The organism is Actinomadura graeca, assembly GCF_019175365.1.
GTDB lineage: Bacteria > Actinomycetota > Actinomycetes > Streptosporangiales > Streptosporangiaceae > Spirillospora > Spirillospora graeca.
Window position 1 is genome coordinate 6,867,237 of sequence record NZ_CP059572.1, and the last position, 15,709, is coordinate 6,882,945.

Annotated in this window: 12 protein-coding genes; 10 read left to right on the forward strand and 2 right to left on the reverse strand. The window is 76.5% G+C overall.

Annotated elements, in window-relative coordinates; genetic code table 11:
- Positions 1–82: 82 nt before the first annotated feature.
- Positions 83–1,966 carry an endonuclease/exonuclease/phosphatase family protein gene (locus AGRA3207_RS30490; protein ID WP_231330582.1) on the reverse strand — a complete coding sequence of 628 codons (1,884 nt, stop codon included), beginning with the start codon at positions 1,964–1,966 and terminating at the stop codon, positions 83–85.
- A 191-nt stretch (positions 1,967–2,157) separates the two neighbouring features.
- Positions 2,158–2,349 carry a ferredoxin gene (locus tag AGRA3207_RS30495; RefSeq protein WP_231330583.1) on the reverse strand — a complete coding sequence of 64 codons (192 nt, stop codon included), beginning with the start codon at positions 2,347–2,349 and terminating at the stop codon, positions 2,158–2,160.
- Between the two features lie 237 nt (positions 2,350–2,586).
- Here AGRA3207_RS30495 and AGRA3207_RS30500 point away from each other — a divergent pair, with 237 nt between their 5' ends.
- From AGRA3207_RS30500 to AGRA3207_RS30545, 10 genes are all read left to right on the forward strand, one after another.
- Entirely contained in the window at positions 2,587–3,243 is a 657-nt protein-coding gene (locus AGRA3207_RS30500) for a class I SAM-dependent methyltransferase (protein ID WP_231336441.1), read from the forward strand.
- A gap of 268 nt (positions 3,244–3,511) precedes the next feature.
- Positions 3,512–3,772 (forward strand): ammosamide/lymphostin RiPP family protein, encoded by a 261-nt coding sequence (locus tag AGRA3207_RS30505; RefSeq protein WP_231330584.1) that lies wholly within the window; start codon positions 3,512–3,514, stop codon positions 3,770–3,772.
- Positions 3,773–3,783: 11 nt separating this feature from the next.
- On the forward strand, positions 3,784–5,589 hold the full coding sequence (locus AGRA3207_RS30510; protein WP_231330585.1) for a hypothetical protein: 1,806 nt from the start codon (positions 3,784–3,786) through the stop codon (positions 5,587–5,589).
- 46 nt (positions 5,590–5,635) lie between these two features.
- Positions 5,636–7,906: a lantibiotic dehydratase gene (locus AGRA3207_RS30515; protein ID WP_231330586.1), complete on the forward strand. Its 2,271-nt coding sequence runs from the start codon at positions 5,636–5,638 to the stop codon at positions 7,904–7,906.
- The gene (locus AGRA3207_RS30520) at positions 7,906–9,372 is read left to right on the forward strand and encodes a hypothetical protein (RefSeq protein ID WP_231330587.1); all 1,467 of its coding nucleotides are present in this window, start codon (positions 7,906–7,908) and stop codon (positions 9,370–9,372) included. Before AGRA3207_RS30515 ends, AGRA3207_RS30520 begins: the two co-directional genes overlap by 1 nt.
- On the forward strand, positions 9,369–11,642 hold the full coding sequence (locus AGRA3207_RS39970; RefSeq protein WP_273699960.1) for a lantibiotic dehydratase: 2,274 nt from the start codon (positions 9,369–9,371) through the stop codon (positions 11,640–11,642). Before AGRA3207_RS30520 ends, AGRA3207_RS39970 begins: the two co-directional genes overlap by 4 nt.
- The gene (locus tag AGRA3207_RS30530) at positions 11,639–12,874 is read left to right on the forward strand and encodes a metallopeptidase TldD-related protein (RefSeq protein ID WP_231336442.1); all 1,236 of its coding nucleotides are present in this window, start codon (positions 11,639–11,641) and stop codon (positions 12,872–12,874) included. The genes AGRA3207_RS39970 and AGRA3207_RS30530 overlap by 4 nt, the downstream gene beginning before the upstream one ends.
- The gene (locus tag AGRA3207_RS30535; RefSeq protein WP_231330588.1) at positions 12,871–13,950 is read left to right on the forward strand and encodes a hypothetical protein; all 1,080 of its coding nucleotides are present in this window, start codon (positions 12,871–12,873) and stop codon (positions 13,948–13,950) included. Before AGRA3207_RS30530 ends, AGRA3207_RS30535 begins: the two co-directional genes overlap by 4 nt.
- The gene (locus AGRA3207_RS30540) at positions 13,937–15,043 is read left to right on the forward strand and encodes an NAD(P)/FAD-dependent oxidoreductase (protein ID WP_231330589.1); all 1,107 of its coding nucleotides are present in this window, start codon (positions 13,937–13,939) and stop codon (positions 15,041–15,043) included. The genes AGRA3207_RS30535 and AGRA3207_RS30540 overlap by 14 nt, the downstream gene beginning before the upstream one ends.
- Positions 15,025–15,702, forward strand: coding sequence for a VOC family protein (locus tag AGRA3207_RS30545; RefSeq protein WP_231330590.1), 678 nt, complete (start codon positions 15,025–15,027; stop codon positions 15,700–15,702). The genes AGRA3207_RS30540 and AGRA3207_RS30545 overlap by 19 nt, the downstream gene beginning before the upstream one ends.
- The last annotated feature ends 7 nt before the right edge of the window (positions 15,703–15,709 follow it).

Below are 15,709 nucleotides of genomic sequence, written 5' to 3' on the forward strand. Positions count from 1 at the left end.
GGGCCGTGCGGGGAAAACACCGGCGGCATTCAGGGCGGTTCGATGTCGTTTTTTTGGCGCATCCCAAATTCGGGGCGCCGGTTCACCTCCCCGAGAGGCCGATGCGGACGACGGCCGGATCGCGATCGCCCGCCCGGTCGGCGAACTCCGCGTTGCGGTGCACCACGTCGAACTCGTGCCGCCGCTTCAGGGACGGGCTGAGCAGGATGTGGTCGAGCAGCTGGGAGTTGCCGTCCGACACCGCCGTGTAGCGCTCGGAGGGCTTGAGCCCGGCCGGAAGGTCGGCCAGCCCTCCCTCCTTGGCGAGGGTGCGGACGGGTGCGGAGAACTCGCCGCCGTTGAGGTCCCCTGCCACGATCACCCCGGCGTCACCGTCGATGTTCCGGATGGACCGGACGAACCCGGCGACCACCTTCGCCTGCGCGTCGCGGCGCCACTCGCTCGGGCGCGACGGGGGCTGGAAGCGGCCGAAGAGCGGCTGGTCCTCGCCCGCCTGCCCGAACCACTGCGCCGCGATCACGATGATCCGCCGTCCCTGCCAGGTGACCTCCCCGGCGAGCGGCTTGCGGGACGCGCCCCACGCGGCGTCGCCCGGCGCGATCCGGCCGGGGCTGAGCGTCAGCCCCGCCGCGCCGTCCCGCCGGACGGCCCTGACCGGCGTGACCGCGGGGTCGGGCCCGCCCGGCGGCGGCCCGTCCGCCATCGGCTCGGCGGGGGAGGGACGGTCGACGAACGCGAGCCCGCGGTCGGTGCGGAACAGGAACCCGACGCGGCCGTTCGTCCCGCGCTCGCCGCCGTCGGCGTTGTCGCGCGGGTTCACCGACCGCCAGTCGTAGCCGGGCCCGCCCGCCTCGCTGATCGCGGTGATCAGCTCGGCGACGGTCTGGTCGGCGGCGACCGTGCCGTCGTCGGCCTCGCCGCTGTTGTCACGCAGCCCGCTGACCGCGACGAGGTCGGGGGAGCGCAGCCCCCGGACGATGTCGTCGGCGAGGGCCCGGAAGCGCTCGGGCGGGGAGTCGGGGTCCAGGCCGTCGAGCCCGGCGGTCGCGACGGCCAGCTCCCCCGGCCGCGCCGGGCGGGTCGCCTCACGCGGCAGGCCGCCGTCCGCGCGGCGCGGGGTGGCGGTGAGCAGCAGCTTGAAGTCGCCGTAGCCGTAGTCGAGGACGCCGTCGCCCGCGCCCGGGAGCCGGTCGCCCACGTTCATGCCCGGCAGCGGCGCGAGCGCGTCGTCCAGGATCACCCGTTCGGGGTTGGGGTCGCCGTCGCGCAGCAGGACGCCGCCGCGCGCCGTCCGCGTCCCGGCCCCGGCGCCGTTCGCGGGCAGGACGGGCAGCTCGCCGTAGCGGGACGGCCCGGCGGCGACGGCGTCCTGGATGCGGACCCGCATCCCTTCGAGCGACTCGTAGAAGTCCAGCCCGTTGCGGCGCGGGTCGAACCGGCCGCCCTTCTCGACGTCGCCGCGCCCGTCCTTGACCACGCTCGCGGGTGCCCGCCGCCCGCCGGGCCCGAGGACGGCGGGGGCGGGCAGCGGGGTGCCGTGCGCGTCGACGACCGTGGCGGCCGCGTCGATCTCGGTCCGGGTGAGCCCGGCGGACCGGGCGCCGCCGGGGCGGAACTCGCTGACCCTGCCGTCCACCCGGACGGAGTCGCCCACCACGGCGGACGGGCGGGTGCGGGTGTAGACGAACACGCCCTCGGACGTCGCGTCGTCCCGGTCGGGACGGGGGTCCTGCATCCAGAATCCGTTGCCGGTCAGGGCGGTCACCACGCCGGGGACGGCGGAGACGGTGGCGCGTTCCAGCGGTGAGACGTGCCCGGCCCCCTGGATGTCGTGGATGCGGACGGGCCCCGCCGCGGAGGCCGGCGGGACGGCCGTCAGGAGAGCTGCCGCCGTCGCCACCGCCACCGGCGCCGCGAGCATCGCGTGCGCCGCCGCGGCCCGTCCCCACGCACCCGCGAACGCCACCCGCACTCCATCATCGATTTCAAGGTCCACGACCGGACACGGAGAAGGATGGCACGCGCGGGCGAGCCCTGACCAACCACTCGCGCAATGGCCGGGACCGGGCGGACGGGCCGCCGGGACCGTCGATCGAACAGCGGCGAGAACGCGTTCTGGGTCCCCGGCCCGCGTGCCGGAGGGCGAGCGGCGCGGGCCTATTCCTCCAGCGTGAGCGCCGCCTTCGGGCAGGACCGCACGGCGTGCCGGACGCGGTCGGCCTCGGCGGGCGGCACGTCGGGCAGGAGGATGTGGAGCTCGTCATCGTCGTCGAGCTCGAACACCTCGGGTGCGAGCCCCGCGCAGACGCCGTTGGCCTCGCATACCAGCGGGTCGACTCGTACTCTCATCGCCTTCTCCGTTCACGGTCGCGCCGGGCTCCCCGGCCCGCCTTCGACGCCAACGTACAGAACCATGTTCGGAGTGATGCGTCCGCCGGGAAAGTAGAACGCGTTACAGCCTGACGGGGCAGGAATGCCTGGAACCTTGGATACAGTGCCCGGCGGAGGAGAGCGATGACCCACACCGAGGCGTCCACCGATCCGGGGGCGACCACGCCGACCACGCAGTCCGCGACGCAGTCCGGGATGCCGGCCGCCCTGCTGCGCACCGCGCGCTGGGCCAAGGGCTTCATGCCGGACGCCGAGGGCCTCGCCCTCTACGAGACGGCCCTGGCCTACGGCGCGCGCCTGGCCGGGGCCGGCCCGATGCTGGAGGTCGGCAGCTACTGCGGCAAGTCGGCCGTCTACCTCGGCGCGGCGGCCCGGCAGGCCGGGACCGTCGTGGTCACCGTCGACCACCACCACGGCTCGGAGGAGAACCAGGCGGGCTGGGAGCACCACGACCCGTCCCTGGTCGACCCGAGCACGGGCCGGATGGACACCCTTCCCTCCTTCCGCAAGACGATCGGCGCCGCCGGGCTGGAGGACGTGGTCGTGGCCGTCGTCGGCCAGTCCCGCACGGTCGCGGCGCTCTGGCGGACGCCCCTGGCCCTGCTGTTCATCGACGGCGGCCATGCCGAGGAGCACGCGCAGGGCGACTACGAGGGCTGGGCGCCCCACATCGCCGTCGGCGGGGCCCTGGTGATCCACGACGTCTTCCCCGACCCGGCCGACGGCGGGCAGGCCCCGTTCCGCGTCTGGCAGCGGGCGCTGTCCAGCGGCGCCTTCGAGGAACGCCGTGTGGAGGGATCCCTCAGGGTCCTGGAACGCACCGGCGCCGGGGATCCCCTGACCGCCGCCTGATCAACGCCCCCTCCCGCGACCGTCTGTGACGACCGTCGCTCATCGGTTCCTGCTTCTGAACTGCGTTTACGCGGGGGATGTGAACTCTGTGTCACAAGACAGGCGGTCATCACTGTAACGCCAGGTCACGAATCGTAGTCATGAGCTTACGGTAGGTATATGAAGTGGTGTGGATCACTCAAAGGGTCCACCAAGGGCAAGGAACGCCACCCTGCCCGGACACGCCGCGTGTCCGGCCCGAGTCTCGACTCCACATGAGGAGACTGGAATGGGAACCGCGAACGACGACATCACCCGCCCGGAACCGGGCGTGCCGGGCGGAGAGCCCGTAGTGGACGACCTCGGGACCGATGCCCCGGCCGCCGACCAGGCCACTGACCAGGAGGTCCACGCCGCCGACCATGGCGCCGACCAGGCCGTCGAGCAGGAGGCGGACCAGGACGACCTGGACGACCTGGACGATCTGGACGACCTGGGCTTCGACCTCGACGAGGTCGAGAACAAGATCGCTCCGCTGGCGCTGGCCTGAGGAGGGCTGACATGGTCCGTGCCGATCCGCCGGTCTCGCGGCCGGCCGGAGTCGAGGTCGACGTGAACGTCGGTCCCGCCGCGGCCTACGAGGGCCTGCGCCGGGCGCTCGACGCGCTGCGCGAGGCGGGAGCGACCTTCGACGACGTCCGCGGCGCGCGCGGGCCGGAGTGGGCCGAGCTGTTCCCCCGGGCGGACGGCGGGCCGGGCACGCCCCTCGCCGAGATCGCCCTGGCCGCGTCGGAGCGGCGGCTGCACCGGGAGTCCGAGCAGGTGTTCCGCGTCCTCAGCACGGCCGCCGCCGCACTGTGCCGCGGATGCTCGCAGGTGGGCAGGCCGCTGGTCCTGCACGGCGTCGGCGGCGCCGACCTCCCCTCGCTCCGCGGGTTCATGCGGGCGGCCGAGCACGCCCGCACCCTGCCCGGAGCCGGCATCGTGACGCACGCGCCCGAACGCGTGCGCCCCCCGCTCGACGCCGCCGCCGACCTGCGCGCCGAGCGCGCGTGCTGCCTGCGGGGCATGGGCCTGGCGATGGACGCGGGCGACCTGCGCGCCGAGCTTCCCGCGCCCGCCGCGTCCCCGGTGCCCCCGGCGTCGCGCGAGGGCGAGCTGTACGCGCTGGCCACGGACCCGGACGCGGACGCGGCCGACCGTCTCGCCGCGGTGCTCGGGTACTGCCGGGCGGCCTTCTTCTCGGCGAATTGGGAGGGCACGGCCGTGGTCGCGAGCACCGCGCTCAGGCTGGCGGAGCACGTCGCCGACGCCCGGGTGCCCGGCCTGCTGCAGAAGGCCCGGCTGGACGACGAGCAGGCCGAGGCCATCGAGTTCGAGCCCGGTGCGCTGGAGACGGCCGTCGATCTGCGCGCCTTCCTGTACAAGGTCCTCGGCGTCCAGGCGACGTTCCGGGGCCGTCAGGACGAGGCGCTGACGTACTTCCGGGCCATGCGCGAGGGGACGGGCCGGCTGCTGCCCGAGTTGCGCGCGCAGTCGCATCTGTACTGCGCGCTCACGCTCTCCAAGCGGATGGACCGCGTCGGCGACGCGATCGGCGAGCTCGACGAGGGGTTCTCCGCCGTCGGCCCCCGCGACGGCGAGGCCGACAGCCTGCGCCGGGAGCGCGGCTGGCTGCACAACCTGCGGGGGCTCACGCACTTCGCGCGCGGGGAGCTGCGCGCGGCGTTCGAGCGGGAGAAGCTCGCCCTCGCGTGCATCGAGGGGCTCGGTGACCCCAGCTCGGTGCACCTGCGCATCAACCTGCTGTCCAACGTCAGCGTGCTCCAAGAGAAGGCCGGACGGCACCAGCAGGCCGCGCGCACGTGGGAACGATTCAAAAAGGCGGGAGGCTCGTCGAACACGGCCTTCGTCAAGCATCACGCCTACCGCGCCGCCGGTCTCGCCCTGCTCACCGGCGACCGCGTGACGGCCCTGGACGAGCTCGACCGGTCGCTGGGCTGCGCGGGTGAGTTCGCCGACGACTTCCACGAGTGCGAGATCCGGCTGGAGCTCGGGGGCCTGCACGTCCGCGCGGGCGAGGACGGGCCCGGTGCCGCCCACTTCACCGCCGCCGGCGCGGCCGCGACCCGGCTGGGCGACCCGTACCGCATGGCGCTGGCGAAGGCGGGCCTCGCGGTGTGCTCGAACACCCCGCCGGGCGACGAGGTGACGCGTCTGGCCGGCCTCAGTCTGGCCAACGCGGGCAAGGCGGGCGAGCTCCGCCGGAGCGTCTCCTCCGCCCAGGACCCCCGCGCGCTGCTGCCCACACCGCGCACGAAGCTGAACCGTCCCTTCGACCTGGTCAACTTCCAGGGGCGATCGTGACGGGCGCGCGTCCCCCTCGACCATGGGGCCGTCCCGAGGCGTCCCGGTGAGCCCCGGCGAGCGCGGACCCCGGAGCGACGCGGCGGCCGGGTGGGAGCTGCTGCCGACGCTGGTCGTGCGCAGCGCGGCGTTCCCGTGGGAGATGGCCGCGGACATCGCCTGTCCCGGGGCGGGCGCGCTCGCCGACGAGGTCGCCGGCCTGGAGGCCGAGGCGCGGGACCTGCTCGCCGAGCCGCCGCCGGCCGCCGGGAGGCCGAACCGGGGCACGCTGAGCAGGCTGCGCAACCTCCGGCCGCTGCCGCCGGGCACGCCGGTCCGCGACGACTGGCTGGCGGCGTGGAACGCCACGACGTCCCGGCTGGAGCTGTCCCGGCGGCGGCTCGCCGGCCTCGTCGAGGCCGAGGGGACCCTCACCCGCGACGCCTTCGACCAGGTCGCCTCGGACGGCCGGTTCCTCGACGCGGTCGTGTGCTCCTCACCCGGCGTCTACCGCGACCTGCGGCGCGGCAGGCCGGGCGCCCGGCTGCGGCGCCAGATCGCCTCCTACGTCCAGCGGTTCTGCGCCAAGTGCGAGACCATGAGCTTCTTCGGGCCGATCAACTACGGGCGGGTCGATCCCGCAGGGACGACCGGCTTCGCCTGGTCGGGCCACCGCGAATGCCCGCGGCGGACCGCCTTCCCCGCCGCCCGCGTGCTCGACGGGCTCGTCGACCGCGTCCTCAAGGATCCCGCGTTGCTGGCCGGGCTGGTCGCCCGGCGGAAGACGTGGACGGCCGAACCCCGCGGCGGCGTCGTCGGGCAGTGCGACGGCGCGCGGACGGTCGCCGAGATCGCCCGCGCGGCGGGCAGGGGCGTCGAGCAGACGGCCGCCGAGGTCGCCGCGGCCGTCCGGCGCGGCCTGCTGACCCATGACCTGTGCCCGCCGGCCACGGTCCCCGACGCCCTCGGCTGGCTCCGGGAACGGCTGCGCGCCCGGGAGGACCCCGGCGCACCGGCGACGCCGCTCGCACAGACGGCGGACGGCCTCGCCGCGCTGCTCGGCGGGTACCCGGCGGCGTCGCCGGACGAGAAGCTCTCCGTCCAGGCGCGGGTCGCCGAGCTCGCGGGCGGCGACACCGGGAAGGGCACCGGCGGGCGCTTCTACAACGACCGCGTCATCGTGCACGAGGCGGCCGTCGGCACGCTGCGGGTCACCGTCGGCGGCCCGCTCGCCGCCGACCTGGCCGGGCTCGTCCCGCGTGCGCTGGCCCCGCTGGCGGAGGACGCCGAGCAGACCCGGCGGCTGACCGGGGCGCTGCTCGCCGAACGCCTCGGCCGCGGCGTCTTCCGCCTGTCCGACGTGCTGAGGACGGGCGCCGGCCTGCGCGTCCGGTACGGCGACCACCTGACCCGGCGGGTCGCCGAGATCCTGCGGGACGCCGCCCCCGGCACCACCTCGGTGGACCTGGCCGGACGGCTGGACGACCCGGCTCCGCCGTCCGTGCCCGTCCTGTGCTCGGTGGACGTGATGGTCGCCGCGGCGGACCTCGCCGAGTACCGGCCCGGCCGGACCCCGCTGGTCCTGGGCGACATCCACGACGCCGCGCTGCTCACCCCGTGGGCGCTCCAGTTCCATCCGGGCGCGCCGCAGGCGATCGAGGAACGCGACGGCGCGATCGAGCGGGCCCTCACCGGCCACACCGCGCTGAACGTCATCGCCCGGCGCCGGACCGGGCTCCCGCCGCTGCAATTCCCCGGGCCCGTGCTGGAACTGGGCGGCACCTCCGCCGATCCCGGGCGGGGGCGCATCGGCCTCGACCGGCTGGAGGTGCACAGCGACGGCGAGCGGGTCACCCTGCGCGCGGAGGGCGCCGGGGAGCCGCTGCTGTTCCACAACGGCGAGCTGGAGACGGCGGTGCACACCGCGCTCGCGCTTCCCCGCGTGCGGCGTCCCCGCCTGCCCGACCTTCCGTACGTCCCGCGCCTGACGTGGGGCAACGTGGTGCTGTCCCGTCGCTGCTGGCGCCTTGAGGAGTCGGAGACCGCGACGCTGGCCGACGCGGCGGGCGACTGCGGGCGGCTGACCGCGATGGCGCGGTTGCGCGCCGCCCGCGGCCTGCCCGCCCGCTTCTTCGCCTCCTCCGCCGGCGAGCGCAAGCCGGTCTACGTGGACGCCCACTCCCCGGCCCTGCTCGACGGGCTGCTCCGGCTGGCCCGCACGGCGGAGCGGATCACGGTGTCGGAGGCGCTGCCGGGCCCTCCGGAGTCCTGGCTGCGGGACGGGCCGTACCGCTTCGCGGCCGAGCTGCGCTGCGTCTACCTGCGGGGGGCCGGGTGATGGACCTGCTCATCGTGCCCGCGCTCACGGACTTCACGACCGAGGTCGTGGCGCCGCCGGGCACCGAGGTCCTGGACCTCAACGCGCGGATGACGGCCAGGCTCGCCGATCCCGTCCGGCTCAGGGCGCAGGAGCAGCGGCTCGACCCGACCGAGGCGCTGTTCGCGCGGGCGGCCGCGGCCCTGCTGGAGCGCGGCGGCGGCACCGCCGGGCACCTGCGCGCCATCGGGTTCGCGCTCCGGCTGGCCCGCGACCCCGCCGTCCGGCTGACGCTCGACGACCTGGAACTGACCGGGGGCACCACGCAGAGCAGCCGGGACGTGCTGGGCGCGGCGGCCCGCTGCCGCGTGTTCGGGCCGGAGCTGGAGGAGGCCGAGGCGGCCGCCCGGGGGCGGCGCGCCTGGATCCTGGTGGACGCCGACCAGGCCCTCCCCGCCGCGTTCGCGCTCGTCCGCCGGCTCGGGCCGGGCGGCGCTGCCCTGTGCGGCGGGTTCGTGGCCCGGCACGCGGGGGCGCTGAGACGCGTCCCGGACCTGGCGGAGGTCGAGCTGCGGGGATGGTCGCCGTGCCGGGTGGTCCGCGGCGCCGGGGCCGCCGGGGAGCATCCGCCCGGTCGGCTCCGTGGTGCGTGGGGGGCCGTCCCTCCACCGGAGAGCGGTCCGGTCCCGCGGCGGACGGTCTGGGTGACCGGCGGCGGCAGGCCGGGACGGTCGGGCCCGTGGGCCGGCTGGCTGGACGCCGAGCGGGCGGCGGCGCTGCCCCGTGAAACCCTCGGCCGGTGCCGGGGGCTGACGGTCACCGTCACCGGGTACGCCAGCATGGCGGTCGCCACCGCGACGGACGGCACGCTGGTCGACCTGCGTCCCGTCCTGGACGCCCTCCCACCGTCCGCGCCGCTGTCGTTCGAGCTGGTCGTGGGCGCGCCGGGGATGGACGAGTCCGTGGTCGACCAGTCCGTGCGGGCACTCACGGGCGGCGGCGCCCATCGGCTCGCGGGCCTGCGCCCGTACCGTATGCCGTGCGGTTCCGGCTGGGCGGGCGAGCTGCTCTGCCTGGGGCCCGACCCGGAGCACGACCTCGCCCGGTGGACCCGCTTCGAGGCGCCGCGGACGCTTCCGCCCGAGACGGCGCGCGCCCTGGTCGCCGCCTGGCTGGACCGGCTCGCCCCCCGCGCCGACCTGTATCCGGGGCGGCTGGCGGCGTCGACGGTCCTCGGGCCGGTGCCCTCCTCACCGCGTGGCGGCCTGCGCTGGGACGACTCGGCGGAGGTCGTCACCGGCCCGGACGGCGCCCACGTGGTGAACCTGCGCTGGGGGCGCGCCTTCCGGCTGAACCCCCGTCTCGTGCCGCTGGTGCGGCGGCTGGCCGCCCGCGAGGAGGGCGTGCTGGACGCGCTGTCCGGCGCGTCCCGCGACCGGCTGGTGACGCACCTGGAGAAGGCCGGAGTGGTCGGGAGACGGCCGTGACCAGGCAATGGCGCCTCGGCCGGGTGTTCGTCCTGCGGCACAGCGGCATGCCGTTCGACTGGCTGGAAGGGCTGGGCGCGTCGCCGGCGTTGCTGGAGGCCGCCGACGAGCTGCTGGACATCGAGGAGTCCCCTGCCGTCCAGGAAGCGGCCGGGCCCGTGCGCGCCGCCGTCGCGTCCTGCGCGCCCGAGCGGCTGCCACCCGCCGCGCGGGCCACCTTGGAGGCGTGGTGCGACAAGGCCGGGCGGTTCCGCGCGCTCTACCGTGACGCCGACGCCCGCGCGACCGAGGAGCTGCGGGCGGTGCTGCGGCATCCGCCGGTCGGCGAAGCGGTGTTCCTGTCGAACCCGGACGTCCACCGCAACATGCTGCTCCCGCTGCTGAACGCCGCGGGCCCGCTCAACTCGCGGCGGCGCCGCGCGCGGCGGCAGCTCTACACCTACCTTCAGCGCTTCTGCGGCAAGGCCGAGACCGTCAGCTTCTTCGGGCCGATCGGCTACGGCGGGACGCGGGCGGGGGCCGGCGCCGTCCTGCACACCGGCCGGCCGCGGGTGCGGCGCGTCTTCCTCGCGATCTGGGCGGCCAGGGAACTGGTGCGGGCGCTCGCCCGGGACCCCAGGCTGCTGCCCGACCTGCGGTTCCACCGCACCCGGCGCGACGCCGACGGGCACGGCGCCGCGCTCGCCTCGGCGGGCGCCGCCGCCGTCCTCGCCTCGATCGGTCAGGACGGGCGGACCCTGCGCGGCCTGTGCCGGGAAACGGGCCTCTCCGCCCGGGAGGCGGCCGGTGCCCTGCGCGAACTGGTCGCCGCGGGCGTCCTCGACGTCGCCCTCGGCGGGGGCCCCTACGACCTCGACCCGCTCGGCACGCTCACCGGGCAGCTCGGTGGGCTTCCCGTCTCACCGTCGCGGGACGAGTGGCTCCTGCGCCTGCGCGAGCTGGACCGGCTCCGCGCGGCGCTGGAGACCGAACCGTTCCCGGGCAAGGCCGAGACCCTGCACGAGATGGAAGTCCTGTTCGAGAAGCACACCGGCGTCCCGGCCAGGCGTGGTGCGGGGCGCACGTACGCCGACCGCGCGATCGTGTACGAGGAGTGCTCCTCGGGATTCCTGCTGGACGTGGGCGAGGATCTCTTGCGCGAGTGGGAGCGGCGGCTCACCCCGGTCCTGGAAATCTGCACCGCCCACGGCCACGCCGCGCAGCGGCAGGCGTCGCGGCAGGTCGCCACCGCGATCCGCGCCGGGGGACACCCGCCCGGGCCTGATGGAAGGCGGGAGATGACCCTGGCGGCCTACGCGCACCGCACGACGGAGCTGTTCCAGCCGAGCGGAAGCGTCTTCCAGGCCGACCACGCCCCCCGCTACCGGGACGCGGAGGACGTGCCGCGGCTGCTGGGAGAGGCGGCGGCCCTCGGCGGCGACCGGTACGCCGTGATCGACCTGTGCCCCCGCGCCGGGGACGTCGCCGGCCTGGGGCGGGCCTCCCTGGTCGTCGCCCGCACCCACCACCACCTCCAGGTCCCGGGCTGGCTGGACGTGATGCACCCCGACCCCGCGGCCTTCGCCGCCGAGGCGGCGGCCTGGGTCGCCGGGCAGGGCGGGCGCGTCGTCGGCTTCGACTTCGGGCGCCGCAACAAGGGCTACTACCGGTTCCCCGGCCGGGAGGTGGCGCTGCGCGCGCCGTCATGGACGGACGCCGCCCGGCCGGGCCTCCTGCGCGCCGACGAGCTGACGGTGCGGATCGAGGAGGACCGCGTGCGGCTGGCGGGGCCGGGCCAGGACGACCTGCTCGCCTACCTGCCGCTCAGCGACTTCGTGAAGTATCCGCCGTACGCGGCCCTGTCGCACCCGCAGGTGCTGCACCCCGTGTTCGCCTCGGATGCCGGCGGCGACGCCGAGGTGGGCGTCGGGGACGTCGTCGTCCAGCGGACGCGCTGGCGCGTCGAGGCGTCCGAGGTGTCCGGCACGTCCGGCATGTGTGGTGCGTCCGGTGCGACCCCGGAGGCGCGGTTCCTAGTGCTGCGGCGCCTGGCCCGCCGCACCGGCCACCGGTTCGTGTTCGTGCGCAGCGGGCGCGAGCGCAAGCCGTACCTGATCGACCTGGAGGCCCCGCCCGCGGCGGACCTGCTGGGACACGTGGCCTCGGCGGGCGGGCCGCTGACCGCCGAGGCCATGGACCCGGGCCCGGACGGGCTGTGGCTGCGCGACGCCCACGGCCGCCGCTACGTCTGCGAGCTGCGGATCCAGGCGATCGGGCGGGACGCGCCGTGATCGTGGTCTTCGCGGAGCACTCGCTGCGGTTCAGCCTGGAGTTCCGGCCGGACGGGCAGGTGCGGCGCGACGCCGTGGTGCGGCGGGGCGCGTGCGTCGACGAGCACCTCGGCCCGGGAGAGGTGCTCCACCGCTTCGCCGACGGCGACGAGCTGCTGCGCGCCGCGCGCAGGCCCGTCACCGCCGAGACCGCCGAGGTCGCCGCGCGGGTCCTGGAGCGGCCGCTGGCCCGGGTCGGGGCGGAGGCGGAGGCGGCGCTGCGCGAGCTGAGCCGCGACACGCGGGTCACGCTCATCCTGAGCGGCCTGCACCAGCACGTCGCGGCCGGGGGCGACGGCGGCGCGCACACGGACGAGCGGAGGGTGTGCGCGGTGGAGGCGATCCTGGAACGCGGGATCACCGAGGCGGTGACGTGGCGGCGCGCCGTCCCGCCGCCCGGCAGCCTGGCCGCCGCGGGACGCATCGTGGACCGGCTCCGCCGCCGCGGGGCCTGTGCCCGCGCCGACACCGTCCCGGCGCACGCGGACGTGCTGCTCGCGCCGGGGCGGGCAGGCGCGTTCTTCCACGAGCTGGTCGGGCATCCGATGGAGGCGGACGTGCTGCGCACGGGCACCGTCTACCTGCGTCCCGGCGTCCGGCTGGGCCCGGAGTGGCTGACCGTCGTGGACGGCGCGGTGCGTGCGGCCGAGGGCTACCGCGCGCTGATCGACGACGAGGGGAGCGCCTGCACCGAGGCCGTCCTCGTCAGCCGCGGGGTCGTCGCCGAGCCCATGACCGACCGTGCCGTGGCCGAGCACGACGCCCGGCTCCGGCCGACCGGCCACGGCCGCCGCCTCGACTACCGGTATCCCGCGATCCCGCGCATGACCCACACGTGCGCGTTCGCCGACACCGACGCCGGCCCCGAGCCGCCACCGCGCGACTGGATCGAGCCGTACGGGCTCCGGCCGGAGACGGTGAACCCCGCGACCGGCGACTTCTCCTTCCTCGCGCTCGCCCCGCTGCTCCGGCGGTGGGACGCGCCGCCGCTGCGGCTGCCCCGGCTGCGGATCGCGGGGAACGCCCGCACCGTCCTCGCCGCCCTGCGGCCCGCCGACCCCAGGGTCCGGGAGGACGGCCGGGCCCGGCGCGGCTGCGGCAAGCTCGGCCAGTTCCCCCTGCCCGTGACCTTCGCCAACGCCGGTGTGCTGCTCCCCGCCGGGACGGTCTCGATCACGGCGGCCGGGCCGTGAGCGGCGAGCCGCTCGTCCTCGCACGGGGCACGATGACCCCCGGCCCGGGCGGTCCCGCTCTGCGGCTGTCGGCCGACCTCGTCCTGATGACCCGCGACGGCTCGGGAGCGGTCCGCGGCTCACGGCGCTCGCCCGGCGGCGGGGACGCCGACGGCGACACCGCCGTGGACGCCGTCCGCGGGCTGCTCGCCGCCGCGGCGGTCGCGCTCGACGGGGCGCCGGTCCAGAGCGTCCTCGCCGAGGTGCGGTGGCTGCCCGCGCGCGGGTGGCGGCGGTCCCGCGTCCTCGCGCGGGTCGAGACGGCCCTCGGGCCCACCTGCACGGGGTTCACGGCCCCCGGCGACGCGCCCGCGACCGGGCGCGCGCGGGGTGCTCCGGGCGTCCTCGACGTGCCGCCCTACGAGGCGCGTCCCGGCACGCCGCCGGACGGCTGGCGCGCGCTTCCCCTGCTCATGCGGCCCGCGGTGGCGGCGGTGCCGGTCGCCGGAACCGCGCTCGTGCTCACGTCCCGTGCGGCGCGGGGCAGGGTGGACCGCCTCGGCGGCCGCCGCGTGCTGGGGGAGCAGGCCCTGGACGACCTGCCGTCGGCGCATCCCGAGGCGACGCCCGACGACGCCGGTCACCCGGCCGGCGTGGTCCGGCTGGTCGAGGACGGCGTCCTGCGGCCGCTGCGGGCCGGGCGGGTCCCCGGGGCCCCGCGCGGGCGCGCCGTGTGGGACCACGACCGGCAGGCCCTGCGCCCCACCGCGCAGCCCCGGCTCCGGCTGTCCGTCCCGCCCGCGCCGCCGCCGGGACCGGCACTCGAACTTCGATGGCCGGTCGAGGGCCTGCGCCGGTACGACCCCGACGGCCACCTGTCCCTGATCTGCGTCGCCCACGTCTCCGGCGACCCGGGGCGGTGCTTCACCGTCCGCCTCCGGGCCCGCCCGCAGACGATCATGCGCGCGGTCCGGGGCGCGGCCGGGGACGGCGCGGCGGTGGTCTGCGCCGAGGCCGACGCGACCGTGCCGCCCTTGCTGCTGCCGAGCGCCCGCGACCTGGCGGGGGAGGGAAGGTGCGCCGTTGAGACGCCATGACTTCGCGCTGGTCGGGGGCGGTATCGTCGGCGCCTGCCTGGCCGAGGAGCTCGCCGCGGCCGGTGCCTCGGTGACCGTGCTCGACGCGGGCCCCGCAGCCGGTCACGCCAGCCGCCGCGCGGTCGGCCCGGCGGTGCCGTCGCCGCGGCACGCCGCCGACCACGACTTCTACGGCTGGCTGCGGCAGGCGTCGCGGCGCCTCCGCGAGGACGTCACCCGGCTGGAGGCCGAGCACGATCGGTTCAGCGCGTCCCACCCGGTCCTGCATGTGCTCCGGACCGGGCACGCCGACCGCCTGGCGGCCCACGTGGACGCGGCGGGTGCGGGCACCTGGGTCGAGCACGAACGGGTGGCGGAGCTGGCACCGGGTCTCCGCCTGCCCGCCGACCGCCGCTACCTGCTGGACGAGACGGGCCTCGTGGTGGACGGCCTGCAATACCTCTCGGCCGTCCGGGCCTGCTGCTCCGCGCTCGGCGTGGACTGGCGGCAGGCCACCACCGTCCGGGACATCGCGCACACCGGCGGCGGCGTCGAGCTGGCGACGTCCGCCGGGGCTGTCCGCTCCGACGTCGCCGTCGTCACCGCGGGGGCGTGGTCCGCGACGGCGGGGCTCGCGGGCCGCGCCGTGCCCGTGCGACCACGGCGCCACCAGCTCGTCACCCTCGCGGCCGAGGCGGTCCCGCCGCTGGTCGTGGCGTCGACCCGGCTCCTCGTCCCCGGCCCCGCCGATGACGTGATCGTCGGCGGCGCCGAGGACGACGCGGGCTTCGACGAACGCTGCGACGTCTCCGGCGTCGCCCGGCTGCTGCGCTTCGCCGCCGCCGCGATGCCCGCGCTGGCCCGCGCCGCCCCCGCCGGGTTCCGGGCCGGGCTGTGCGCGGCGTCGGCGACGGGCCGTCCCCTGATCGGCCGCGTGCCGGGACGCGAGCGCCTCTGGCTCGCCACCGGGCACGACGGGCACGGGCTCCTCACGGCCCGGCACAGCGCGCGGGGCCTGACCGCCGGGCTGACCGAAGGACAGTGGGACACCGTCCCGTGGATCATGTGCCCGCACCGGGCGCTGGGAGGGGAGACATGCGCATCGACCATGTGATGATCGGCGCCCGCGACGTCGGACCCGTGCGCGACCTGCTGCGCGAGCGCCACGGCTTCGGCCTCGTGCGCGGCGGGCGGCTGCACAACGGCACGACCTGCTGGATCGTGCCGTTCGACACGCCCGACGTCCAGTACCTGGAGGTGGTCGTCCCGCACGACGAGGCCGTCATGGAGGGCAGGGGGCTGCGCGAGGCGTTCATGGAGCGGACCGCGGACGGTCCCGCCTACCTGACCTGGGTCGTCCATGTCGATGACATCCAGGAGACCGCGGCGCGGATCGGGAAGGTCCTGGGCGACGATCCCGGGCTCCGCCACGGAGAGTCCGTGCGGGCCGACGGGCAGCGCCTGCCCTGGGCGGAGGCGGGCTTCGCCGCCGCGTGGCGGCAGCCCTCCCGGCCCTTCTTCCTGGAGTTCGGCGAGCAGCCTGCCCGCCGTTCCCGCGTCCCGCGCGAGCTGGCCGCCGCCGCGCACCGGCGCACGCCCACGGCGTTCTCGTCCATCACGGTGGGCGGCTTCGACGACCTGGCGGACTGGCTCGGCGGCCCCGGCCTGCCCGTCGAGATCGACCCGTCCGCGCCGACCGGCGTGCGGGAGGTCACGATCGCCGTACGCGACGGTGACGCCGGGCGCGGCGAGGTGACCCTGACGCTGCCATGACCAGGAC

Excerpts from the sequence above, each read along its gene's own strand:
- AGRA3207_RS30520 (WP_231330587.1), top strand. The coding sequence starts at position 7,906 with ATGGACCTGCTCATCGTGCCCGCGCTCACGGACTTCACGACCGAGGTC.
- AGRA3207_RS30495 (WP_231330583.1), bottom strand. The coding sequence starts at position 2,349 with ATGAGAGTACGAGTCGACCCGCTGGTATGCGAGGCCAACGGCGTCTGC.
- AGRA3207_RS30510 (WP_231330585.1), top strand. The coding sequence starts at position 3,784 with ATGGTCCGTGCCGATCCGCCGGTCTCGCGGCCGGCCGGAGTCGAGGTC.
- AGRA3207_RS30500 (WP_231336441.1), top strand. The coding sequence starts at position 2,587 with ATGCCGGCCGCCCTGCTGCGCACCGCGCGCTGGGCCAAGGGCTTCATG.
- AGRA3207_RS30545 (WP_231330590.1), top strand. The coding sequence starts at position 15,025 with ATGCGCATCGACCATGTGATGATCGGCGCCCGCGACGTCGGACCCGTG.
- AGRA3207_RS30505 (WP_231330584.1), top strand. The coding sequence starts at position 3,512 with ATGGGAACCGCGAACGACGACATCACCCGCCCGGAACCGGGCGTGCCG.